Source organism: Oscillatoria salina IIICB1, from assembly GCF_020144665.1.
GTDB lineage: Bacteria > Cyanobacteriota > Cyanobacteriia > Cyanobacteriales > SIO1D9 > IIICB1.
In genome coordinates, this window is sequence record NZ_JAAHBQ010000163.1 from 58,453 (window position 1) to 84,087 (window position 25,635).

At 40.2% G+C, this 25,635-nt stretch carries 18 protein-coding genes; 11 read left to right on the top strand and 7 right to left on the bottom strand.

The annotated features are described in order from the left end of the window. The first annotated feature begins 103 nt into the window (after positions 1-103). Positions 104-787, top strand: coding sequence for an ABC transporter ATP-binding protein (locus G3T18_RS24935; protein WP_224413295.1), 684 nt, complete (start codon positions 104-106; stop codon positions 785-787). 47 nt (positions 788-834) lie between these two features. Beyond that, complete coding sequence (gene rsmG / locus G3T18_RS24940) at positions 835-1,605, top strand: 16S rRNA (guanine(527)-N(7))-methyltransferase RsmG (protein WP_224413296.1); 771 nt, start codon at positions 835-837, stop codon at positions 1,603-1,605. A gap of 72 nt (positions 1,606-1,677) precedes the next feature. On the opposite strand, the gene G3T18_RS24945 is transcribed toward rsmG, so the two are convergent. After that, positions 1,678-2,676: a methyltransferase domain-containing protein gene (locus tag G3T18_RS24945; RefSeq protein ID WP_224413297.1), complete on the bottom strand. Its 999-nt coding sequence runs from the start codon at positions 2,674-2,676 to the stop codon at positions 1,678-1,680. Between the two features lie 432 nt (positions 2,677-3,108). Between G3T18_RS24945 and G3T18_RS24950 the strand changes: the two genes are divergently transcribed. From G3T18_RS24950 to G3T18_RS24960, 3 genes are all read left to right on the top strand, one after another. Next, complete coding sequence (locus G3T18_RS24950) at positions 3,109-6,426, top strand: ATP-binding protein (RefSeq protein ID WP_224413298.1); 3,318 nt, start codon at positions 3,109-3,111, stop codon at positions 6,424-6,426. A gap of 103 nt (positions 6,427-6,529) precedes the next feature. Continuing rightward, a complete protein-coding gene (locus tag G3T18_RS24955) occupies positions 6,530-6,907 on the top strand; it encodes a response regulator transcription factor (protein ID WP_397334007.1) in 378 nt (125 codons plus the stop codon). A gap of 374 nt (positions 6,908-7,281) precedes the next feature. Next, complete coding sequence (locus G3T18_RS24960) at positions 7,282-8,532, top strand: response regulator (protein WP_224413299.1); 1,251 nt, start codon at positions 7,282-7,284, stop codon at positions 8,530-8,532. On the opposite strand, the gene G3T18_RS24965 is transcribed toward G3T18_RS24960, so the two are convergent. After that, complete coding sequence (locus tag G3T18_RS24965; protein WP_224413300.1) at positions 8,519-9,769, bottom strand: response regulator; 1,251 nt, start codon at positions 9,767-9,769, stop codon at positions 8,519-8,521. The genes G3T18_RS24960 and G3T18_RS24965 overlap by 14 nt on opposite strands. A 513-nt stretch (positions 9,770-10,282) precedes the next feature. On the opposite strand from G3T18_RS24965, the gene G3T18_RS24970 reads away from it, so the two are divergent. The 5 genes from G3T18_RS24970 to G3T18_RS24990 all read left to right on the top strand — a co-directional run bounded on the left by G3T18_RS24970 (position 10,283) and on the right by G3T18_RS24990 (position 19,486). Further along, positions 10,283-10,807, top strand: a complete 525-nt coding sequence (locus tag G3T18_RS24970) for a chemotaxis protein CheW (protein WP_224413301.1) — start codon at positions 10,283-10,285, stop codon at positions 10,805-10,807. Positions 10,808-10,922: 115 nt separating this feature from the next. Beyond that, the gene (locus tag G3T18_RS24975) at positions 10,923-14,534 is read left to right on the top strand and encodes a GAF domain-containing protein (RefSeq protein WP_224413302.1); all 3,612 of its coding nucleotides are present in this window, start codon (positions 10,923-10,925) and stop codon (positions 14,532-14,534) included. A gap of 189 nt (positions 14,535-14,723) precedes the next feature. Then, positions 14,724-18,113, top strand: coding sequence for a response regulator (locus tag G3T18_RS24980; RefSeq protein ID WP_224413303.1), 3,390 nt, complete (start codon positions 14,724-14,726; stop codon positions 18,111-18,113). A gap of 91 nt (positions 18,114-18,204) precedes the next feature. Beyond that, entirely contained in the window at positions 18,205-18,675 is a 471-nt protein-coding gene (locus tag G3T18_RS24985) for a chemotaxis protein CheW (protein WP_224413304.1), read from the top strand. 181 nt (positions 18,676-18,856) lie between these two features. Continuing rightward, positions 18,857-19,486: a Uma2 family endonuclease gene (locus G3T18_RS24990; protein WP_224413305.1), complete on the top strand. Its 630-nt coding sequence runs from the start codon at positions 18,857-18,859 to the stop codon at positions 19,484-19,486. A gap of 27 nt (positions 19,487-19,513) precedes the next feature. Here the strand turns inward: G3T18_RS24990 and G3T18_RS24995 are convergent, their stop codons facing one another. Continuing rightward, positions 19,514-20,290 carry a tRNA(His) guanylyltransferase Thg1 family protein gene (locus G3T18_RS24995; protein WP_224413306.1) on the bottom strand — a complete coding sequence of 259 codons (777 nt, stop codon included), beginning with the start codon at positions 20,288-20,290 and terminating at the stop codon, positions 19,514-19,516. A 30-nt stretch (positions 20,291-20,320) separates the two neighbouring features. Beyond that, a complete protein-coding gene (locus tag G3T18_RS25000; RefSeq protein ID WP_224413307.1) occupies positions 20,321-20,764 on the bottom strand; it encodes an AAA family ATPase in 444 nt (147 codons plus the stop codon). A gap of 117 nt (positions 20,765-20,881) precedes the next feature. On the opposite strand from G3T18_RS25000, the gene G3T18_RS25005 reads away from it, so the two are divergent. Then, positions 20,882-21,832, top strand: coding sequence for a S1C family serine protease (locus G3T18_RS25005; RefSeq protein WP_224413308.1), 951 nt, complete (start codon positions 20,882-20,884; stop codon positions 21,830-21,832). 29 nt (positions 21,833-21,861) lie between these two features. On the opposite strand, the gene G3T18_RS25010 is transcribed toward G3T18_RS25005, so the two are convergent. Genes G3T18_RS25010 through G3T18_RS25020 form a run of 3 tightly spaced genes read right to left on the bottom strand, consistent with a single transcriptional unit; the run spans position 21,862 to position 25,607 of the window. Then, a complete protein-coding gene (locus tag G3T18_RS25010) occupies positions 21,862-23,313 on the bottom strand; it encodes a cyclic nucleotide-binding domain-containing protein (RefSeq protein WP_224413309.1) in 1,452 nt (483 codons plus the stop codon). Between the two features lie 17 nt (positions 23,314-23,330). Further along, positions 23,331-24,770 (bottom strand): mechanosensitive ion channel domain-containing protein, encoded by a 1,440-nt coding sequence (locus G3T18_RS25015; protein ID WP_224413310.1) that lies wholly within the window; start codon positions 24,768-24,770, stop codon positions 23,331-23,333. Positions 24,771-24,818: 48 nt separating this feature from the next. Continuing rightward, positions 24,819-25,607 carry an MBL fold metallo-hydrolase gene (locus tag G3T18_RS25020; protein WP_224413311.1) on the bottom strand — a complete coding sequence of 263 codons (789 nt, stop codon included), beginning with the start codon at positions 25,605-25,607 and terminating at the stop codon, positions 24,819-24,821. Positions 25,608-25,635 lie beyond the last annotated feature (28 nt).

The window sequence follows — 25,635 nt, forward strand, 5'->3', positions numbered from 1 at the left end:
GGTAATAACAATGTTAAGTTGTTAATGGAGCGATCGCTTAATTTCGATAAGCTACAAGCAGATTTTCCCCTCGTATTAGCAAGTTATTATTGTACGGTTCTTAATGCTGTATCTCAAAAACCTGGTTTACCATCCTCCTGCTACTCCTACACCAATCTTGAAAAAAATTAATCTCGAACTGATCCCCCAGCAGTTAGGATTAGTCATTGGTCGCAGTGGTTCTGGAAAAACAACTTTACTGGAAATTTTGGCAGGATTAGCTGAAAAAACTGATGGTGGTGTTTTCTGGCGCGACCAAGAACTTCTACCTCTAGATTTACAATATTTGGCAGGTCTGGTTTTTCAGTTCCCAGAACGACATTTTTGTGGTGGGACGATTTTGGAAGAGTTACGTTTGGGTCATCCGGAACTGGGTTCTCAGCAAATTAGGGATACTCTCCAGGAGGTTGGACTAGACCATCTTTCTCTGAGTATCTCACCCAATAATCTTAGCGGCGGTCAACAGCGACGACTCGCTTTGGCTGTACAACTCGTCCGTCAGCCTAATTTACTCTTACTCGACGAACCTACTGCTGGACTTGATTGGTCGATGCGTCGTCAGCTGGCGAAGTTATTAGCCAAACTTAAGGAACATTGGACGCTTTTAGTTGTGACTCACGATGCAGGTGAATTATTGCAAATTGCTGACCGTTGTTGGTTACTCGAAGAAGGTTATCTTAGTTCTATTGACCAGGAAAAGCTGCTCGCTAAAAATAATACAGCATCCTCGGTTATCAGTTATCAGTGAACAGTGAACAGTTATCAGTGAACCTAGTCCCCAATCCCCAATCCCCAATGAATAAAGAACAACTAAGCAATTTATCTAGGCTACCAGAAATGGAGAAAATTTGGCAAAAAACTCTTCAATGGCAGCCAGAACCACAACAAAATCATTTATTTCAACAGCTTTATGAAGAGATTTTATCGGGTAATAGCCAACTAAATCTTACCCGTATTACTGAAGCAAAAGAGTTTTGGGAAAAACATCTTTGGGATTCTTTACAAGGGATTGCGCCTTTAGCTTTTGCCGATAAGTTACACTCAAATGTGTCTTTAGAGAAAGCAAATCTGATCGATATTGGGACAGGTGGAGGTTTTCCTGGCATTCCTGTAGCGATCGCTGTTCCTCATTGTCATGTTACTCTACTTGATTCGACTGCGAAAAAAATCACCTTTCTCAACAGTTTGCTTGTCAAGTTAAATCTTCCTAATGTTAAAACTTTAACTGCTAGGGCGGAAGCGATCGGACAACAACCCCAGCATCGAGAAGTTTATGATTTCGCTTTAATTCGGGCTGTAGGTTCAGTTTCTGTATGTGCTGAATATGCGCTACCTTTACTGAAAATCGGCGGTATAGCGATACTTTATCGCGGTAACTGGACAGATGAAGAACAGAAAAGTTTATCTGAGGCAGTTAAGCAACTAGGAGGGACAATCGAATCAATTGAAGGTTTTCAAACTCCCCTCAGTAAAAGTATCCGTCACTGCATCTATCTGGGCAAGCGAAAGCCCAGTCCTCAAAAATTTCCTCGCGCGATCGGTATTCCCACCCAACAACCTTTATAACAGTTAGAGTTAAGAATTATCAGCGATCGCCGATCGGTTTATCTTCCTTGTTTCCCAATTCCCACTACCGAATTACCCGTGTTTGCTTGTCAGAGTTTCAGTTGAGAAGGATTCCGTTAATTTTGCTGAAGAATTGGCTCGAACTGCACGAAACATCCCAAATCGACAAAGACCTGTACCAAAAGCAATGCGCATTAAGAGAATCGTTGGGACTTCTCGCAAAGATTTAATCAAACCTGAAAGTCCAAAGCGCACTAATCCCTCTGGTCGAGCTACGCCTTGCCAGATAGAATCGAACCAAGAAGGAAGAGTTTGCTCAGTCCAATCGGCGGTGACGACTTCACCTTCGGTTAATCCGGTTGCTTCTAGAAGTTCAGAAAAGCTTTCAATACTGGCGAAGGCTGGATGGGACCACTGGTCAAGGAGTTGGCGCATTACGGGGCGTTCCCAAAGGTTGAGCGGTTGGGAGCGATCGTCGCGTTGATTCCAATCCGCTACTACGAGTATACCTCCGGGCTTCAAAACGCGCAGTAATTCTCGAGCAAAAATTGCTTTATCCGGCATATGGGGACCGGCTTCAATTGACCAAACCACATCAAAACTAGCATCAGGAAACGAAACAGACATGGCATCATCGACAGCAAATTTAACATCCAAGTCGTTCGGAGTTAATTCAGTGGCACGTTTAACTTGTTGAGGACTGATGGTAATACCAGTTACGGAAAATCCGTAATCTCGTGCCAAAATGCGACTACTGCCGCCAATTCCACAACCTACATCTAAAACAGTGGTACCTGGAGGCAATTTGTCTAATCCTCCCCAACGCACCATTTCACGAACAAAATCAGCTTTTGCTGCTAAAAAATCTTTGCGCTGCGGTGGCGAATCATAATAACCGAGGTGAATATGTTCCCCCCAGTAGAATTCTAAAATACCGTCTTCTGTCCATCGGTCGTAAGAATTGGCAACTGATTCAGCCGATTGATAGCGGCGAGAGGTAACTAGATAAAGTGCGATCGCGATCGCTAAAAGTCCTAGCAGTAGTCCGAAAACAAAAAATACGAAATTCATTTGAAGTTAAGCCGTTAGATAAGACTTACCCAAGTTTACCTACAACTAGACTTTCCTCTCCAGCGATCGCTCGATCGTATAGTTTGAGGTAATCTTAACACTATCGCGAGCAGACCGGACAAAAGCTTATTTTTTATTAGTTTACTTTAATAATTGCTAATTTATCCCCTTGGACTCTTTACTTATAACCCAACTTGTGTTAGAGAAAAATAATAGCTAAATTTTCGCCACAAATGACAAACTCTTAGCGACAAATGGAGAAGAACTGAGAAAATTTCATTGAAGCGATCGCGTAGCTGGCGAGATCCGTCAAAATCTCTTCTAATAGAGAAATAACATCAGGGTGCAGCATCAAATCATCGTAGCTGCTTCTAGCTACTGTGCAAAAATTGGAACTTGCTGGCGATTTCAAGCCAAGTGGAGCAAAAACAAATGAAATTTAGATTTCAAATCACCCCCATCTGGATTGGGTTGTGTGTAATTGCTTTCCTATGTACATTATTATTTAACTTTCAGTCTCCAACAGCACCCACCACAGCTTTAGCCAAAATTGGTGATAACCCACCAATAGAAATTACCACAGGTTGGCAATATCGGTGGGGCGATTCGCCAGTCAATGAAAACGGAATTCCCCTTTGGATTGAAGAAGAAAATGAGACTGAAGAATGGACTCCACTGTCTTTTCCCAAAAAATTGAGAATCCCTCTCGAACAAAAATTTATCTGGTTACAAGTTCCTTTTCCCGATCGAATTTGGCCCTTTCCAAGCATTTCTTTTCAAGGTATACCTTATCTATTAGAAGCATACCTTGACGAGCGACTGCTTTATATTTATCACGAACTAAACTCTCAAGGTGAACTAATAATTAAAGGTGATAAATGGCCGATTATTCCTCTCGAAGGTGACTATCGCGACTCTACTATCTTTCTCAGAGTTTACGCTGGCGAAGCTCCTTTACTACCCTTTGGTTTCTCTGGTAGTCCAACCGTAGGCTCTCAATCAGATTTAATTAAAAAATTAATTATTAAAGATATCGATCGCCTAATTTTAGGTTGGTTATTTATCTTTTGTGGTTTGTTTCCTTTATTGATTACAATATTTAAGCAAGTAGACAAAATTTATATTTCTTTTGGCTTATTAGCTATAACTATTGGCATTTATACTGTCACCGATACCGAATTTTTGCTGCTAGTTTTTGATTATCCTGGTTTTTGGAAATTTTTGCACTATGCTTCATTTCACTTAGCACCAGCCGAGGTTTGTATCTTCTTTGAAAACATTTTTGGTAAGGGCTACAAATCCATTATTCGTCGCTTGTGGCAAATTGATTTAGTTTATGCTACGATTGCGATTGTTTTAGTGGGAATTGGTTTATTTCCTTGGAGTTACTCGTTTTTTTTCACCCAGTTTTTTGCTGTCAGTGCTGCCATAATCATGATGATAATTGCAGCCAAAACTGATTTTCAAGATAACCAGGAAGCAAAATTATTTACCACAGGTTTTTCAGTTTTTTTGCTCTCAGTAATTCACGACATCCTGATTTACATCAATTTAGTATTTTTCTGGAATTTAACTTTATATTATTGGGGAATGCTCATTTTCATCCTCTTTTTAGCATTCATCCTCGAACGTCGCTTCACCAAAACGCGCCAGCATTTGCAAGCTAATGCAATTGAATTAAAAGCCAAAAACGAAGCTTTGCAAAAAATGGATAAATTAAAAGATGAATTTTTAGCTAACACTTCTCACGAATTGCGAACTCCTTTAAATGGTATTATTGGTATTGCTGAATCCTTATTAGATGGGGCAACGGGACAGTTATCTGAATCAACTAAATACAATCTTTCTTTAATTATTTCCAGTGGAAAAAGATTAACGCAACTAGTAAACGATTTGCTTGACTTTTCCCGCTTGCGCCATCAAAATATTATCTTGCAAATTAAACCAATTGGGATGTGCGAAATTGCTGATGTAGTTTTAACCGTTTCTCAACATTTAATTGCGGATAAAAAGATAGAATTGATTAACAGCATATCTCCAGAAGTGCCGCCAGTAGACGCAGATGAAAATCGAGTTCAACAAATACTTTATAACTTGGTTGGTAATGCTATTAAATTTACAGAAAGCGGTAAAATTGAAGTTTCTGCACGAGTCAATGAGCCATTTTTAATTATCAGTGTTAGCGATCCGGGAATTGGGATTCCAGCAAACAAATTAGAGCGGATTTTTACGGCTTTTGAACAAGGTGATGGTTCAATTTCTCGACAATACGGCGGTACGGGTTTGGGTTTGGCTGTAACTAAAAAATTAGTTGAATTACACGGAGGTGAAATTAAAGTAAAATCTACTCTCGGTAAAGGTTCAATATTTTCTTTTAGTTTACCTTTATCTGCTGACACAACCGCATTACAATTTTTCCAAGCAGCAGATTACCCACAAATAGCTAAATTACAAGCAATAGATTCACCGCAAGTTACCGAAGACACAAAAATAACTGTTTCTCTAAAATCTTCTCCAGAGGGAGAATTCAAAGTTTTAATTGTTGATGACGAACCAGTTAATCGTCAGGTACTTATCAACCATCTTTCTTTGCAAAATTACGCAGTAACTCAAACAGCTAGTGGTGTCGAAGCCCTAAATTTAATTAATAATGGCTATCAACCCGATCTGATTTTATTAGATGTGATGATGCCGAGAATGACGGGTTATGCTTTTTGTCAAGTAATTCGTCAAAGTTATACAGCCGCAGAATTGCCGATAGTTTTGTTAACAGCAAAAAATCAAGTTAGCGATTTGGTTGAGGGTTTTGATTCTGGTGCAAATGATTATTTAACTAAACCAATTGCTAAGCATGAATTGTTAGCGAGAATAAAAACTCATATTCAATTATCGAAGATTAATTTAGCTTATGGTCGCTTTGTGCCTCGCGAGTTCCTAAAATTTTTAGAGCGAGAAAGTATTATTGATGTACAATTGGGGGATCAAGTACAAAAAACAATGACAGTTCTCTTTTCTGATATTCGCTCGTTTACGACTATTTCCGAGAGTATGTCACCAAAGCAGAACTTTGACTTTCTCAATGCTTATCTCAGTAGGGTCTGTCCGGTAATTCGATCGCATCGCGGTTTTATCGATAAGTACATTGGCGATGCGGTGATGGCGCTTTTTCCCGATAGTCCCGACGATGCGCTGCAAGCGGCGATTGATATGCAAAGACAGGTAACGCTGTATAATTCTCAGAGTTATGCTCAAGGCTATCCCGCTATTTCGATCGGTATTGGCTTGCATACAGGTAATTTGATGCTCGGTACAATTGGGGAAAAAGAGCGCATGGAAAGTACGGTAATTTCCGATGCTGTCAATTTGGCTTCTCGCTTGGAGGGTTTGACCAAGACTTATGGTGCTAAGATAGTCGTCAGCGATCGCACTTTATTTACACTCCCAAATCTCCAAGAATATAGCTATCGCTTTTTAGGTAGAGTTAGAGTGAAAGGAAAAAGAGCGCCTGTAGCTGTGTTTGAGGTTTTTGATAGCGATCTTCCATCTCTCAAACAGTTAAAATTGCAAACTCGTCCGGATTTTGAACAAGCAGTAGTGCTTTTTCATCAAGAAAATTATCCTGAAGCTACAGAAAAGTTTCAGAAACTGTTAGCAGCAAATCCTCAAGATCGCGCAGTTGCTTTTTATCTGGAACGCTGCGAAAAGGTTTTCCGATCTAAAATGTCAGGGGGATGGGATAGTGCAGGTTAAAGTATGCTCTTGCTCTTTCTCTAGCTGAAAACTACAAAAATCTTGATTTGTTTTGCAGTCAGTGATTTTTTACCCCGTAATATTTATTAAAGTTCTTCTCTTGATGATGAAAACTGTTTTAGTGGTTGAAGATAGCTTAACCGATCGCCAATTTCTCAGTGGCTATTTACAAGATGCTGGTTTTGTTGTAGTTAATACTTCTAGTGTCGAAGAAGCTCAAGAAAAATTAGCCCAAAAAAAACCAGATCTAATTTTTCTCGACGTGATTCTTCCCGGTGCGAGTGGTTTTGAATTTTGTCGCGAATTAAAAACTAATCCGGATACTAGTAAAATTCCCGTAGTTATTTGCTCGACGAAAAATACTGATGTTGACAAAATGTGGGGCAATATGCTGGGAGCAAATGCTTATTTGACTAAACCGATCGATCCTGATGAAATTAAGCAAACTCTCAAGCAATTGATCGGGTCAGAAAACAAGTAGCTGTATCGAGCGAAGAACAGTTACCAGTTAGCAGCTCGCGTAGCCGCATTTACCAGTTTAGCCTCCCTTCTTGGCGATCTCCGTTGTCCTGAATCGCCAATACCTAGTTCATCTAAACTTTATCAAAGCTTGACGCAAAATTTATTTGTGAGATTTTCTGTCATTAATCTCCGTAAGTTCCGCAATTTTGCTTAGGCTTAAATCGGAAAATAACCGGAGTAACTAAAAAGACAAAAAAAATATTAAGAATAGTTAAAAATTGACAAGTAGTAACAAGAAAAAATATAATTAAGAATATAAAAATAAACTCAAAGCAAGCTATGTGCTTAATTCTTTTTTACAAAAGTTAAATAATCAAATCAATGCAAACAGTAATGACAGCAACATCTTCAGTTGCGCCTAATTGTCTCAGAGCGCATCTTACCCCTTACAGCGAAAATCAATTTACTGGCAGAGTAGATATTAACTCCTCAACGGGCAAAAAATGGAGCATCTATCTGCACTATGGTCGTGTGGTTTGGGCGGGTGGTGGAACTCATCCGACGAGACGGTGGCGCAGACAAGTAGCGCTACACTGTCCTCAAATTGCTGTTAATAGCATCGGTTTGCGACAAACAGATAAGTATGAATGCTGCTATTATCATGTACTGACGTTGTTAGCTTTGCGGCAAAAACTATCAGTGGAGCAAATCGTTGCGATTATTGAAGGTACGGCAACGGAAATTTTGTTTGATATTCTCCAAAGTATCGAATTAGCTGGTAGGAAATCAGCAGAGGATGAATTTAGGCAAAACCCACCAAACCAAGCAGCCATTAGGGTAGAAGTGGAAGCTCAATTGAGTAGGCGTCCCTCCAAGCATAGCATTTTACCTCCTAATTGCTTACTGGAAATGCCAAAATTATTGACTCAAGCCGAGGAACTTTGGGAAACTTGGCGGAGAGCAAATTTAACTAACTACTCGCCTAACCATGCTCCAAGTTTACAACAACCAGAGTTACTGGAAAAGCAAACCAGTAAAAGTGTTTACAAAAATCTTGTTGCCTTGGTCAATGGTAAACGTAGCCTGAGAGACTTAGCAGTGTTCCTCAAACAAGATTTAGTGGTAGTGACGAAGTCTCTTTATCCTTACCTAGAACAAAACGCGATCGCCTTGGTAGAAATACCAGATATGCCTGGTGAGTGCGTTGTGAAAAGTGAACCTCCGGCAACTACGAAATCAAAAGCCTCAACGCCAAAGCTTTTAATCGCTTGCATCGACGACAGTCCCCAAATTTGTCAAACTTTAGAAGAAATTGTCACAGCAGCAAACTATCGTTTTGTCGGTATTACTGAACCAGTTCAAGCTTTACCAATGTTGCTGAAACACAAGCCAGATTTCATCTTTTTAGATTTAGTGATGCCGATCGCTAACGGTTACGAAATCTGCGCTCAAATTCGTCGGGTTTCCGCTTTTCAAGAAGTTCCTGTCATTATCCTCACCAGTCATGATGGAGTAGTGGATCGCGTGCGAGCTAAAATGGTTGGTGCTTCTGATTTTCTGACCAAACCTATCGATCCTACCAAACTCCTAGCAACTATTCGCAAGCATCAACTTGCCTCAAGAAGTCATTCTAAAGCGGTTTGATCTCGAAGTTTTCTAAGGCAGTAAGTATCTTGTGAGGATCGATCGGCTTACTGATAAAACTGGAAGCTCCCACCAACTTCGAGCGAACGCGATCGATAATCCCATCCTGACCGGTGATAATAATTATTGGTACTTCTTGGAAACTTCCCACTCGACGAATCTGAGTGCAAATTTCATAGCCATTAGCCACGGGCATGACTAAATCTAAGAAAATAGCATCAGGTTTGTGTTTTAAGATATTTGGTAACGCTTGCACTGGATCGTTGAGGGCAAGAAAGCGATAACCAGCTTGACGAAGGATCTTTCCCATTATCCGGCAAACTGCGGGACTGTCGTCAACACAGGCAACTAATGGTGAATTTGAGGTAGACGATAGTATTTGTGGGGTTTCGGGAAGAATGAATTTGGGACGAGGTAAGTCAGGTATGGTTGCCAGTCCGATCGCGCCAGAGCGAAGATAAGGCAGTAGCGAGAGTGTTAAAGTGCGCAAATCTTGCTTCAGGATCGAAGCTAAATCCCGCAAAGTTCGCTTACCATCGATCGCCGTGGTTAAATTAGCGTAAACCTTATTACTTACTTGTTTTTGCAGTATTTCTGGTTTGTCGATCGTTGGTGCTAAATTGGGGTAACAATTGTTCAAACCCATCAGCGACCATTTTTCCCAAGCATTCTCTACCAGTGTTAAAGCAGATTCTACTTCTAACATCCATGAGGGCGGCAAAATCCCTGTATTTGAGGGACGTACTCCTGCTTGGATTTTAATCTGAAAAGTTGCTGCTGTTACTTCCCCAGGCAAAATGTTTGGTAGAGAATTGAAGTGGCGATCGCCACTCTCACTATCTCCATTTTCTGGGGACACTTCGATACTCTGGAAAATATCAAACAAAACTTCAGTGACAATACCACGGATAACTGCGATTAGGGATCTTTGGTCAATTTCTTCGCGCTTTACCCAAAGCATCATTAAGTGATAATCCCAGCATTCAAACTCGTCTGTGTGACGTAAGCTAATATTATTAACTTTTTTCTGAGGACAACAACGAGCCAACTGCCGCCGCCAACGTCTAACTGGATGGACTCCACCTGTTGCCCAAGCCAAGCGCCCGAAACTTAAGTATAAACTCCATTTCTGCTTTGTTTGGTTTTCAATGTCTAGCCTGCCTGTATACTGCTTATTGGCGCAGGCTGTTAGTTGGGAGCAGAATTTCTTGCAGGTAGGTGACTCAGCGATCGTCATCTTGACTTTTTAGCCCTAGTTTTGATCGAACTTTTGCTCTATTCAGTGCTAATAATAGCTAAATAACTAAATTTTACTCACCAAGCCTCTGAAAAGGCACTAGCTAGATAAAATTAGCTCTTTACATTAGTTTACATTAAAATCCTTTTTGCTTTAAAGTTTGTGAGCTTTTTTGTTGAAACCAGTTAAATAAATGTAATACCACCAATCCCCAAATTTGGCTTGTCCTGGCACAGGGATTTTGCTAGACTGGCTGCTCATAAGAGTTTACTGCTCTTGTCGGTGGAGCGATCGCTACGACAACAGTTCAAGTAGTTAGTTTCACGCGTGTCAATTGTTCGTCTAGTTTATGAAAATTTGTTGAAAAAATCTTGCCAAACACTAACCACTCGTTTGACTTTACCGAAACTTAACACAAAAACTGCTGCAAAAATAATAAAATTAAAATTAACACGCAAAAGCAACAATTGCCTAGTAAAACTTACCTAAATTACTGGCTGTTAACAGGGAAAAATGAAACAAGAACGAGCGCCAAACCTAGAAATCATCAACAGTTTTGAAGGACTGTTTGCCGAGGTGGCACCCCCAACTGTCAGAGAAAAGTTTTTAAGCTTTTACCTGACGAAAGAGGATACAGCCTTACTGCCTTTGAAAGAAATTGCTGGGGTGACAAAAATTTCAATGGGAGAAATCTTACCAGTACCGGATTTACCTAGTAGCATTCTCGGTATTTGTAACTGGCGTGGAGAAATGTTGCCATTATTAGATCTTGCAGCCGAGTTGGGGTTTAACTCGCCAATTAATCAAGGTAAAATTTGGGAAACGACACTCTTCATTGTGCTAGAGGTTGATAAGCGAATTTTGGGACTGGTAGTTGCAGATATTAACGATCTTGAATTACACGATATCTCAGCAATTCAGTCTCCACCTGCGGGTTTGTTTCCCGGACAAATATTACCATTACTCCAAGGATATTTACCAGAATCGCGAACGATGGTGTTAAAGGCAGCAAAGATAATTGAACGAGTAAGCAAGTAAAAATTAAAAAGTCTAGCTCGGTGAGATCGAGCAGTAAAATTGGGGAACACTAAGGAAAAGAACCTCAAAGGAAAAAATAACTTTCATTTCTTAACTAAAATCGGGACTAAAAAAGATGACGGCAATTTACCAACCTCGTGCAAATTCTGCTTCTCAAGCAAATCTTCAGTCAAAAAACGGTAACAATCGAGAAGCACAAACTAACTTAAATGGTAATAGTAATACAGGTGAAAGTGTTAATGTTTCTGGGGAGGGGGATAGCACTCAAGTTTTAGCAGCAGTTAGTCAGTTGAAAGCGCATTTGGAAAAAGTAGGCTGGTTGGGTAATCCCGCTTTGCAGGAGCAATTGCAAATTATTGAGCAATTTACGAACAGTAAAAATGGGAAAATTGAGGGAACTGCCGAAGATGGTTTTCTTCAGGTACGACAATTAGTTTGGTCAATCGGTAGTAAAATTTCCCAGTGCAAAAAGCTGGATCGATTGCTGAATACGACTGTTAATTTAGTCAGAGAGAATTTACAAGCAGAACGAGTTGTAGTATATCGCTTTCAGGGAAATAAAGCTGGGGTAGCGATCGCTGAATCGATGGTAGCAGGTTATCGCCCTTGTTTGGGACAGAAAATGCCCGGACAATGTTTTGGTATCCTCGATAAAAGCGAAGCAACCTCCGAAGCAGTAATAGCAGTAGGAGATATTTACCAAACAGGTTTGAATCCTTATCCTTTGCAAATTTTAGAACAATTTCAAGTTAAGTCTTTTCTGGTAGTTCCTATTTTACTCGAAGGACAAGCTTGGGGATTATTAGCCGTCCAAAGTTGCGCGGAAATTCGTTTTTGGCAAGAATGGGAAATTAATTTACTTGATGGTGTCGCTAAAGAGTTAAGTTTAAAATTACAGCCCGCCGAATTTCGTCGTCAACTGCAACAACAAGCAGAACAAGATGAACTTGTCAACAAATTAATTGAAAAAATTCAACTGCAACCGACCAGGGAGAACATATTTCGCACCACTTGTCAAGAAATTCGTGCGGGATTAAAAGCAGATCGAGCGGTAGTGTATCACTTTTTCCCAGATTGGCGAGGAGAAGTAGTCGCCGAATCAGTAGGTTCGGGTTGGGTTTCGTTGATTCAAGAACAAGACAAAGAAGAAATTTTGCGTGCTGACAGGACAGATAGCGATCGCTGCATCCTCAAAGACTTTTCAACTCCACCCACACCTAGCAGCGACACCTATTTAAAAGAAAGTAAAGGCGGTCGTTATCGCCAAGGTAAAAAATATACTCGCGTTGACGATATTTATGCCCAAGGATTTTCAGCTTGCTACATCGAATCCTTGGAAAAATATCAAGCAAAAGCTTATATAATCGTGCCAATTTTCCAAGGCGAAAAACTGTGGGGATTGTTAGGAGTTTATCAAAATTCCGGGGCGCGGAAATGGAAAAACTCCGAAGTAAACTTAATGGTGCGTTTATCAGCACCCTTGGGAGTAGCTTTGCAACAAGCAGAAGCCCTAGAAACAGTAGAATCCCAATCCGCCCAATTAGCAAGAGCCGCAGCCAAAGTCGGTCAAGTAGCCAAAATTACCGACAGACTGCGCCAATCCTATGACTTTGAAACAATTTTAGCGATCGCCACCGAAGAAAGTCGGCAAATGCTCAACTGCGATCGCGTCGGAGTCTATCGCTTCAATCCCGACTGGAGTGGAGAATTCATCGCCGAATCTTACGTCGGTAACTGGGTAAAATTAGTCGGTTTAAAACCAGCCGTCCCCGACTCTCACCTCCAAGACAACGAAGGAGGTCGCTATAAAAATATGTACGTGCGCGACACTTATTTACAAGAAACCGAAGGAGGTCGCTATCGTAACAACGAATACTTCGCCGTAGACGACATTTATAAATCCGGACACGCACCCTGTCACATTCAAATTCTCGAACAATTCCAAGCACGAGCTTATGTAATTGTCCCGATCTTCAAAGGAGTGCAACTGTGGGGCTTACTCGCAGCTTACCAAAATAGCGGACCGAGAAAATGGGAGCAAATTGACGCGCAATCCTTAGCCAGAGTCGGCGAACGTTTAGGAGTCGCCTTACAAGAAGCCGAATTTCTGGGAAGAACCCAACGACAAGCAGACTTAGATCGGGCGATCGTCAAACTTTTCGATCGCGTCCGCAAATCAGCCGATGTGAACACCATTTTCCGGACAACAACCCAAGAAGTCCGTCGCTTACTCAACTGCGATCGCGTCGGAGTCTATCGCTTTAACGACGACTGGAGTGGTAAATTTATCGCCGAATCAGTCTCCAGTGGTTGGGCATCCTTGATGGTAGAGGAAAGGCTCAATCCTAACTTAACTGAAGGCGCTCAAAAGTCTGACGAACTAGATACTTATTTACAACAAACCCAAGGAGGCGCTTTTAATAACGGCGTAGCTTATTTATCGGTTAACGATATTTACGAAGGGGGACTTTCTTCTTGCTACATCGAATTGTTGGAGAAATTTCAAGCTCGCGCTTACATCATTGTGCCGATTTTCCTTGGTGAAAAACTGTGGGGATTGTTAGGCGCTTATCAAAATTCCGGTGCGCGGGAATGGCAAGAAGTAGAAAATAACGTTTTGGTGCAAATTGGCTCTCAGTTAGGCGTAGCGCTACAACAAGCCGAATATTTGACTAAATTAGAACAGCAATCGGTGCAACTAGCAGAAGCCGCAGCCAAAGAAAAAGCCGCCAGAGAGCAACTGCAACAACGAGCCGTCCAAATGTTAATCGCCTTGAAACCTTCATTTGAAGGAGATTTAACCGTTCGCGCTCCGATTACCGAAGACGAAATCGGGACGATCGCCGATGCTTATAACAATACAATCCAAAGTTTGCGGAAACTGGTAACACAGGTGAAAACCGCCGCCGAAAAAGTTGGAGAAACAGCTCAAAATAACGCCGGAACCGTTTCCGAACTTTCTCAGCAAGCCGAATCAGAAGTACAGGCTTTAAACCAAGGAATTAGCGAACTGGAAAAACTCGGTAACACCATTCTCGCCGTTGCTGATAGCGCTCAAAAAGTTGAAGTCGCAGTCGAACAAGCAAACCAAACCGTTGCGACAGGCGATCGCGCAATGAACCGTACTGTAGACGGAATTCAAGAAATTCGGCGCACAGTTTCCGAAGCTAGTCAAAAAGTGAAGCGTTTGGGTGAATCTTCCCAAAAGATTACCAAAGTTGTGAACTTGATTAGTAACTTTGCGACGCAGACAAACTTGTTAGCTTTGAATGCAGCCATTGAAGCAACTCGCGCAGGAGAATACGGACGAGGATTTGGGGTTGTTGCTGATGAAGTGCGATCGCTAGCCCGTCAATCAGCAGAAGCTACCAGCGAAATTGAGAAACTGGTGCAAGACATTCAACGCGAAATCGGCGAAGTAGCTTTAGCAATGGATAGCGGAATCGAGCAAGTAGTAGCCGGAAGCGACTTAGTAACCGAAACCAGAGAAAATCTCAACGAAATCGTCCAAGCAACCGCTCAAATTAGCGGCTTAATGAAAGAGATTACCTCCGTCACCCAAGCACAAACCCAGCAATCAAAATCAGTAACGAAGACGATTGAAGAAGTAGCCGCGATCGCGCGATCGACCTCCACTAATTCTGTGGAAATGTCCGCTTCTTTCCAAGCTTTAGTCGCCACTGCTGAAGAATTACAAGCCAGTGTCGGCAAATTTAAGGTTAGTTAGCCTTTCTCTTTGTCTTCCTTGTCGCAACTTTCAGACAAGGGAGACAAGGAAGAGGGATTTTCACCTAACCAGTTATCAGTTATCAGTAGAGATTGAAGACAAGGAAGACAAGGAGGATAAACTGCTAACTGCTAACTGCTAACTGTTCACTGATAACTGTTCACTGATAACTGAACCCAATCCCCAATCATGTTTACCAAACACAGTATTGAAGAAAACTATAGCTATTTCATCAGCGAAGCCCAAGAATTGCTGCAAACAATCGAGCAAGATTTATTAACCTTAAGAGAAGAACGCAGTTCTGCCAAAGTACATAGTTTAATGCGTGCCGCTCACACTTTGAAAGGAGCAGCCGCCAGCGTAGAATTAGAAAATATTAGCGAAATAGCACATGGGTTAGAAGATATTTTTAAATCTCTTTATAACCCAGACGTAGAAATCGATTCCGAATTAGAAAAATTATTATTTCAAGCCTATGAATGTTTGCGTCTTGCCGTAATTGAAAAAATCGAACCAAGTCAAGAAAGCGATCCAGAAATTCTCAATCGCGCCGCTTCTATATTTGCAGATTTACAAACTTTATTAGGAGATTGCTTTAACCCGGAAGCGCCAATTCCCTCCTCAGAAGAATTGGGCTTTGACATGGTGCAATCTATTTTTGAAGTCGGGGTAAAACAACGCTTGGAAGAATTAGAAATGACTAAAAAAGAAGCTAACCCAAAACAAGTAGCAGAAACCCTGAGCGAAAGTGCAGAAATTTTTATCGGGTTAGCAGAATCGCTGAATTTACCTGGATTTGGAGCTATTGCTAAAGCTGTAATCGACGCACTGCAAGGAAATCCAGAAGAAGTGATGAAAATTGCCGAAGTTGCTTCCCAGGATTTATGGACAGCAATGGAGCAAGTGATGAGCGGCGATCGCCTTTCTGGAGGTCAACCTTCTGCTGAGTTGAAACAACTTGCTAGTAGACAAGAAGAGCGGGAAATTATTACGATTAATATTGAGGCTGACAAGGAAGAAAATAGAGAAAATGAGTTAGCTGAAAATGCCGATCGAGTAGATGTTTACCATACTGAAGATATCTTTAGCTTCCAAGAAATAGATATTGAAAACGAAGAAGATGAAGAAGAAGATGAAGAAGAAGAAACAGCAGATTTGATGGCTGACTCGGATACAAATGACTACTCAGCAGTCAGTTTTCAAGAAGTTGCTCTTGAAGAAAAAGAAGATGAAGAAACAGATTTTATTCCTCATCCTTCAGAGGTAAATTTGGAGAACAGTGAAGAGCTTATCGACCATAGTTTAGATGAAGATGTTCCGGAAACTGACAAGGAAGAAGCTAAATCAACTCCAGGATTAGAAGAGATTTTTGGCGGAGTTGTCGATATTTCTGACGATCGCAGTCTCACGATCGAGCGAGAAGATAAAGAAATTTTTCCAGAGGAAGAAGAGCAGAAAAATGGGAGAAAGTCAAGGGAGAATTTAGACTTAGATCGCGAGCGAAGAAAAGCAGAAGCAAATGTTGTCTTGGATAATTTAAATCCAGTAACAAAACCTCTGGGGAATAAGTCAAAAACTCACCTAGGAGTTTCCACTTCTGCAACCGTGCGTGTTGCCATCGAACAGTTAGAAAGACTGAACTTTCAAGCTGGGGAATTGCTGATTAATCAAAACAAACAGTTAGCCCAAAACGAACAAATCCAAGCAGCATTGCAAGAAGTGCGAGATCGGCTCAAACAACACCAAAACACCCTGAATAAACTTAATGTTTGGGGAGTGGGAAAAGAAGAGATTCAAACTCAGGTATTGTCAACAAGAGATTTGCGTCAGCCAAAGTTACAGCTTCCCTTAGATTCGTTGGAATTAGACGAATATGGAGAACTTCAAGTATTATTGCGCTACGCAAATGAAGATATGGTGCAACTCGAAGAAGCAACGGAAGCTTTAGAGTTATACTCAAGAGAATCGAATCAAACTATTGAAAAACAACAGCGATTGTTAACAGAAGTTCGTGATGAATTAAATCGCGCTCGATTGCAACCATTAGGCGAAGTTCTCAATCGATTGTCAAGGTTATTGCAACAATTAACTAATTTACATAATAAATCAGTAGAGTTGAAAATTACTGGTTCAGAAGTATTAGTTGATAAAGCGATCGCGCAAAAATTATACGACCCCCTGCTACATTTAGTCCGCAACGCTTTTGCTCATGGAATTGAGCCAGAAGCAGAAAGAGTGGCTCAAGGCAAGCCAGCAGTAGGAATTATTGAAATTCGCGCTTATAATCAAGGAAATCGCACAATTGTCGAAGTCAAAGATGACGGTCGCGGAATCGACTTTAATCGAGTACGCGAAAAAGCGATCGCCTTGGGTTTATTAACTTCCGAAGCAGCCGACAGTCAAAACAAAGCCGAATTACTAGATGTAATTTTTGCACCAGGACTTTCTACAGCCGAACGAGTTAACGATTTATCCGGTAGAGGAGTCGGCTTAGATGTAGTGCGATCGCAAATCCAAAGTGTAAAAGGTAGCATTAGTGTTAGTTCAGTCTCGGAACTCGGAACTACCTTTCGGATGCAGCTACCTTTACCCCTCAGCATCGCCAAATTGCTAGTAGTTGAAGCCAAACAAATTACCTACGCTTTTCCTTCCGAAAGTATCGAACAAATTATCCTTCCTAAAAGCGATCGATTAGAAGTTTTAGGAGAGCGACGAGTTTTACAATGGCAACAAAATGGCGAAAAAACTACTGTACCCTTGCGTCAGCTATCTGAATTAGTCAAATATAATTCTGTCGTCGCCAAGTGGGAAAATGGGAATCGAGAAAATGTCATAATTGGCGATCGCCAATTACCTCTCGTTAGTCAAAATTTGCCAAACCAAATGGTATTGTTGTTACATTCAGATAGCGGACTGGTAGGTTTAGAAGTAGATCGAGTCCTCGGCGAACAAGAATTAGTCATTCGCCAACTGGGTAACGCGATTATTCCTCCCAACTACGTTTATGGTTGCACAATTTTGAGCGATAGTAACTTAGCATTGGTAATTGATGTGGTTGCTGTAGTAAATCAGGAATTGAACGAAGATCCAACCACAACCAAATATTTTTCTGCCAAAGTTAAAAACACCACTTTTGAGAATTTTCCGAAAGCAAATTTACCTTTATTACCTCCCTCAGCCTCAAGACGCGATCGCGAAAAATGGGTGTTAGTAGTTGACGATTCAATTACTTTACGACAAACCCTAAGTAATAGTTTACGTCGAGCAGGTTATCAAACGATTCAAGCCAAAGATGGAGTCGAAGCAATTGAAAAATTACAGCAATTGCCAACAGTAGATTTAATCATTTGCGACCTAGAAATGCCCCGTTTAAACGGCTTTGAGTTTTTAAATTACAGCCGCGAGACACCCAGCATTAGTAAAATTCCCATTCTTGTCCTTACCTCTCGTCAAGGAGAAAAACATCGCCAAATCGCGCTAGGATTAGGAGCAGCAGGTTATCTGACCAAACCTTACTTAGAAAAAGAACTCTTAGACGCGATCGCCAAAGAACTTCAAACCACCCAACTTACCGCCTAAAACTAATTTATCTTTATCTCCCCTAACCCTCTTTTGTTGAGGGAAAGGGGGATTTCAACAGAAAATTTCCAGACATAGGTAAACAAAGTTTATGGTTAACCACAGCAAACAAACTCTTTCCGCAACTGAAAACTGTAAAGTAATCGTTTTTACCATCGATAGCTATTGGCTAGCATTACCAATTACTAACGTTTTGAAAATTATCAATACGCCCCCCCTCGTCAACGCTAAACAAAACCATTTGAGTTTAGTCCATATCGGCGATCGCGTTTTGACAATTCTCAACCTTCAGCAAATGCTTAACCTCAGCAACCCAGAAGCAGGAAAAATCGGCAAATTTTTACTAATTCTCCAACTTACCACCAGCGAAATTGCCGGAATTCCCCTCGATGAACCACCCAGTTTGTTAGAATTACCACTAGCAGAAATTCGTCCCATCCCCGAATCTTATCGTCAATCTACATCCCTCAAAATTGCCTCCCACGTTGCCTTAGTTTCCCAAGAAGAAACAACCCAAGAAGTCTTTCTCTTAGACTTAGAAAAACTCCAAATTCCCTCCTAATTTTTTTCGATTCAGTAATTAGTTCGTAGTCAGCGCTTTAGCGCTGCACCAAAAACAAGCTCAAAGAAGACTATATTCCTCTAAAAAAAATCACCCTAATTAGTTCGTAGTCAGCGCTTTAGCGCTGCACTAAAATCAAACTTCAAAGAGGACTATATTCCTCACGAAAAACTGCATTTTTATGATCTTACTCAACGACTTATCCCAAGTTTTGCAAGCTAACGATCCCGAAGAAAAGCGTATCATAACCGGAGTAAATTGGCATGAATACGAAACATTTATTAGCAATGTCGCAGATAACTCAAACTATCGCATAGCATACTTAGATAAAGTATTAGAAATTGTGTCTCCAAGTCGCCGTCATGAAAGTGAGAAAACTCGCATCGGAACCTTACTAGAAGCATATTTTCTCGAAACCGACATCGAATATTTTCCCACAGGTTCAACCACCTTCCGTAAAGAAATTCAACAAGCAGGAGCAGAACCCGACGAAAGCTACTGTCTAGAAACCGAAAAAGACTTCCCTGACTTAGTCATTGAAGTTATTATTACTAGCGGTGGAATTAATCGTTTACAACTCTATCAACGTCTTGGAATTCGAGAAGTTTGGTTTTGGCAAAATGACACTTTTTCTATTTATCATCTTCAGGAAGAAACCCCAGATATTCTTAGAGAAACATTTGGATACGAATTAATAAATAATAGCCAAGTTTTACCAGATTTAGATATTAATTTACTGAGTGAATGCGTTCGTAATCCCAGTCCCCTAGCTGCTGTCAAAGAATTTCGCCAACGTTGGCGTCGCACTTAATTGTTATGACAATAAACTTAATATTTTCTAGGAAAAATGTCGCCAACTTTTGCCAACTAATTCTAACACAAATTCACTGTATTTATCCTTCATCGGTAACTCTAAATCGTGCCGAATTCCTCGCCTAATTGCGGGAACATTTTCGCCAGTAAGAGGATTATAACCCAACTTTTCATACTCTTCCCAATACAAGCCTACACCTCGTTTGTGCCACAAAGGAAGGTCATTAAAATTAATCCCCCGTTGAAATAATAACTCGTTTTTCTCTGCCACAGATAAACCCGACATTAAATTAGTTGCTTGATTAACATTTTTTCCCTCTCGACGCAAACACCAATAACAGTGAGAATTGAGCGCATTTCGATGTGCATCTTCTTGTCTCCAGCGAAAATAATCAACAACTTTATCTATACTTGGAAGTTGAGAAATGCGACAATCAAAGCTAGCAATATCGCCCAATAGTAAAGAAAATTTAGCGCTAGCTTCACCAGCCAAAACCGAGTTTAACTTTCTTAGTTTGCGGTTAAAAGTATTTTCTTCTAAAGCAAAAAGTAAAGAAAGTTCGTCACTTTGAGTATATCCATAAATGACCTTAAAACCAGAAGTCATTAAATATTCTCCAGTTTCAAGCATATAATCTCGAAATCTCTCATCATAAGGAGCAACAAATTGATGTATCTTTTTAGTAAGACGAGTAAAACCGCGCCCATCGAGTCGCGCAATTATGTATAATCCTCGTAAAACACAATAATCGTGGGCTGTTTCAAAGACTCGCATTTGAGCATCTAGTTCTTTAAATTTCATTTTTGTATTCCTCAAGGATAAGCGAAATAGTTAAGGCTGCCATTGTTCGACAATAAAAGAATTTTCCGAACTAATTTTAACAGTGTAAAGTTCGTCAAAACCTTCGTCAAAACTCGGTAAAACGAGCTTTTTAGAAGTTGCTAAAAGTCCAGCTAAGGGGATAACTTGTTTTGGGGGACGTTGCTGGTTGCGTCGCTGACAATCTTCTAAAGAAGACTGGAAATAGTAACCAACGACGCGAAAATGTTTTTCTTTGGCTGGGGTAATGTAACGGCTTCTATCAGCGAGTGTAGGATTAGTATTATCGACCACAAAACGTTGTTTAGCTTCCAGACAAGCGCAAAGTAAAATTTTTTCCCGATGGCGAGTTTTGAGCATATCGAGATTAATCCGAATGTGGGTATTGAAAAAAAAATCTCGGCAAAAAGTTGATTTTCCCGATCCTTGTACGCCAATACAGATAACTGCTTCCATAATTTAAACTCTGGAAAATATTTAGTTTATTTCTTGAATTGGAACCTACTACTCAGTTGCGCGTCGTAAAGATTAAAATTAAGACATAACTGACACTTATTACCCCTATTCCGTAATATGAAACCCGAACAATTGGTAGTTTATGCGCTTTCTCTTTGTTTAGCGACTCCAGCGATCGCTGCTAGCGCTACAGAACCAATAATCTTAGCTCAATTTAGCGGTGAAGAACAGGCGAGTATCGAAGTATATCGCAATGCTAGCCCCGCAGTCGTGACCATTCAAGCTGGAAGTGGTTCGGGTTCGGGAAGTATTATTAGTTCTGAAGGTTTGGTGATTACTAATTATCACGTGGTACGCGGTGCGAGAGGAGGTCAAGTTAGGGTTCGCACTGCGGATGGAAAAAGTTACTCAGGTTCAGTTTTGGCGGCAGATGCGCGCAATGACCTCGCTTTGCTACGCTTGTCTGGTGGGGCTAATTTTCCGACACTTCGTTTAGCTAACGAAAGTAATATTCAAGTGGGTCAAAAAGTTTACGCGATCGGTAGTCCTTTTGGTTTATCGGGTACTTTTACTACTGGAACCCTCAGCAGAATTGCTCCCAATGGCGATTTACAAACCGATGCTGCGATTAATCCGGGTAACTCTGGGGGTCCTTTACTTAATTCTAGAGGCGAACTGATTGGAGTTAATAAAGCGATTCTCTCACCTGGGGGACGAGGTAATATTGGCATTGGTTTTGCGACTAGCGCTACCGAAGTAGAAAGATTTTTAGTTCAAGCGCGTAATAACCCGACAAATCCTCGCAATTCTGGTGCGACAACCGCTCAAGGTGAACCGCCGCGTCTGGGTGTTTCTGTGGATGCAAATACTTTAATCATTCAGGCTGTGGAAAGAGGTTCTTTAGCTGCGAGAATAGGTTTAAGACCTGGCGATCGCATTGTCGCTGTTAACCGCCGTCGAGTTCGCGATGTCCGTCAATTATTATCTTTTCTGGACACAAATCCTGACTCAGCTTTACTGACAATTGTCCGCGATCGCCGTCTCGCTACTTTACAAGTACAGTTTTAACTAATTGTTGTCATTGAGTTTCAGCCCGACTACAAACTAAACAAATTTTTCAAACGCTTGCGTACCCACAGAATCAAATTTTTATCATCTTCTGCCGCATCGACTAACCCTAATCTTCGCAATTCTTCTTGTCGTTGCGCCAATTCTTCTTGATGTTTTCCTAACTCTTCGACAATTACCTCAGCCAACTCAGGATGCTCGTGTAAAAGTTTTTCAAAGCCTTGTTGACTAATTCCAAACAAAATTGTTTCTTCTTTTGCTCTCACTGAAGCTGTGCGGGGAACTCCCAACATTAAAGCTAATTCGCCAAAAAATTGTCCCGCACCCAAACTCGCTAAATGTTTATTAATCTTTTCTGTATAAACTTCTACCGCACCAGAAAGAACTATATAAAAAGCATCTCCAGGATCTCCTTCGTGAAATAAAATTTCTGACTCTCGCAAGCGTTTGCGACAGCCAACTTCAATTAATTGGCGCAATTCTAACTCAGTAAAGTTTTGAAAGTAAGTAACTTGCGGTAATAAACTTCGTACGGAAATGGGTTGCAGATCGGTAGTAACTGGAGTTTTTAGTTGCGTTGCTCCATTGACACGATCGTGATTATTTTCTTCTGTGAGTATGCTCAAATCAGTTAAATTTTTGATCCACAAATCTCTTTGGGGAAAAGGAATACTTATCGCCGCCGAACGTAAATTATACTCAATAATAAAATTTAAAGAACTTTTAATCTGCGGCTCTTTATCAATCGGATTTATCCACGTCCATAATTCAAAGTTTAACGCACTATCTCCAAATCCTTTAAAAATTACTTGGGGAGTAGGATAAAAGACAACTGCTGGTTCCATATAAGCTGATTTTAACAGCATTTCCGTAACTAAAACCGGATCGCTACCATAAGCAACTGACACCGGAATTTTAATCCGCGCAGTCAGGCTATCATAACTCAAATTTACTACCTGATTTTCCACTAACTCACTATTAGGAACAATCACATCTGTACCATCTCTCGTGCGAATTCTAGTGGAGCGTAAAGAAATTTCTTTAATATACCCTGAAAGCCCACAAAATTCGATAAAATCGTCAACTCTTAGGCTTCTTTCTAGTAAAATTGTAATACCACTGACAAAGTTTTTCGTAACACTTTGTAAGCCGAAACCGATCCCAACACCTAAACCACCAGCTATTACTGCTAAAGAAGCCAGATCGAAGCCATTTGCTTGTAAGACAATAATACAGCCTAAAGTACCAAAACTGTAACTAATAATTGTCGCGATCGCCTCGCGGTTAGCTTTGTCAACTACCAGTCTTTTTAGTAGTCTGTTTTTCAGGAAAGCTTTCAGCAGCCGACTGAGAAAAAAAACTAAGAGTAAAAAAGCAATTACTTTAACGATCGAACTAAAGGATACTTCCGTGTCGCCAATCGTAAATAAACTCAGATTTAACCAATTATCAACAACTTCAATAAACTCTGTGTCGAACATAAATTTGAATTTGATTGCTAAAAACTAAACAGATTTTTCAGTCGTTGACGCACCCAGTCTAAATTGCTTGATTCGGTTTCGGTTTTTTCTACTAAACCTAAAGATTGTAGTTGTTTCTGTCGCTCCGTAAGTTCTTCTTTATGTCTACCTAATGATTGAACTATGTCTTCAGAAAAGTTGGGATTATCTTGTAAGATTTTTTCAAAGCCTTTATTATTAATTGCAAACAAAGTTGTTTGTTCAACTGCTCTTACACTAGCGGTACGAGGGATTCCTAAAACTAAAGATAGTTCGCCAAAAAAAGCACCTTTTTTGAGAATTGTCAAGTGTTTATTGATTTTTTCTACATATACTTCTACTGCTCCAGAAAGGACAATATAAAAAGCATCGCCGGGATCGTCTTCACGAAACAAAATTTCTGATTCATTAAGGCGTTTGCGATAACCAACTTCGATTAAGCGTCGCAATTGTAAATCGGTAAAATTTTCAAAGTATTTTACATGTCGCAGTAAATTTCGTAAAGATAAAGGTTGAGAAGTTGTTTCTACTTTTTCTTTAACCAAAGTCATACCATCATGACTAGATTTTTCTCCTTCGGTTAATAAAGATTTCAAGGCGGCTGGATTTTTAATCCAAAAATCTTTATCAGTAGAAACTTCAATTCCAGCTTCGCGCAGGTTATACTCAATAATGTAATATAACGAACTTCTAATTGTTAGTTTTTCATCAATTCGATTAACCCAAACTCGCAGGGCAAAATCTAAAGAATCTTCACCAAAACCTTTAAAAATCACTTGGGGTGCTGGCTCGGTTAAAACCGCAGGTTCCATATAAGCAGAATTAAGTAAAGTTTCGGTAACTTCCAAAGGATTATTATCTGGTTCCACAGATACTTGCAGCCCAATACAACCAATGTAGCTGTCATAACTCCAATTGAGAATTTTAGTTTCCACCAAATTACTATTAGGAACTACTACATCACCGCCATCAATTGTCCGGATTACTGTGGAACGAATGGAAATTTCTTTGACGTATCCAGTCAGTCCGTCAAATTCAACGAAATCTCCTACTTTTAATTTACGATCTAGCAGTAAAGTAACGCCACTAACAAAGTTTCTGGTAACATCCTGAAGTCCAAAACCAATACCAACTCCCAAACCTCCAGCTAAAACAGCTAAAGAAGCGAGATTAAAACCCGTACTTTCGAGAACGACAATAAATCCTAAAACGCCAATTCCGTAGCTAACGATCGCCGCGATCGCGTCTCGGTTTCCTTCTTCGGGGATCAGTTTGCTTAATAACTTTTCTTTGAGGAGTTTTCTGCTAGTACGAACTACAACCAGGACGATTAATAAAGCTAAAAATATTTTCGCCAGCGAAACTAAAGAAAAAGAGGCATCCCCAACCTCGAACAAAGGAAGCGTAAATATTTCAATTAAACTTTTTAGTAATTGCATAACCCTGTTTCCTAATTAATTCAAATAGCGATCGCGCTGATTTTTAGTTTAACTTTTTACGGAGATTAATGCTTCCGAAAAATCAAAAATTTGACCGCGTTTCACAAAACCCAAAAAACCATCTTTCTCTGCATTGGGTAGCTTTCCAGGTTGATAACCATATAACCACATTTTCTGTTTAATTTCCGAGGGTAAAGTTATTAAATCGTCGTAGCTTGGATGAACTGGAGTGTGAAAAATTGAAGTTTCGCAATCATGAAAAATCAAATCTGCTTGTTGGTAATATTCTCCGTTAGTTTCTAAAGAAAGTTTAGTGTCTGTAGTAATAAATACTTTTTGTCCTGTTATTTCAAAAAATAAACCATAGCTAGGCATCAAATAATAACTATTATGCACGTGATTGACTTTAACTAACTTGAACTCGATCCCTTCCCAAGTAAAATATCCATTCAATTCAATTTTATAAAGCTGAAAATAAGTATCTAAATTAGCAAGATCTCCTTCAATAGACATCATCCCGCCCGATAAGGTATTATTCCACAATAAACTAGCAATATCTTTACTGCAATAAATAATTGGTTTCTCGCATCGGGGATCGAATTTGCTACTAAAGCCAATATATTCTAACCCACCTACATGATCTGAGTGAAGATGACTAATATAAATATCAGTAATATCCAGATAAGATAAACTCAAAGCGTGGAGAGAAAAGCGGATATCCGAACCGCAATCAAGTAAAAGTTTTTTGCCAGTTTGGGTTTCGATTATCATATTTGATTGGAAGTTATCTGCTCCGACGGTAAAAGCAGAACCCGAACCTAAAAAGATTAATTTCATCGCTTTTTCCTGAGATAAATCATTTATT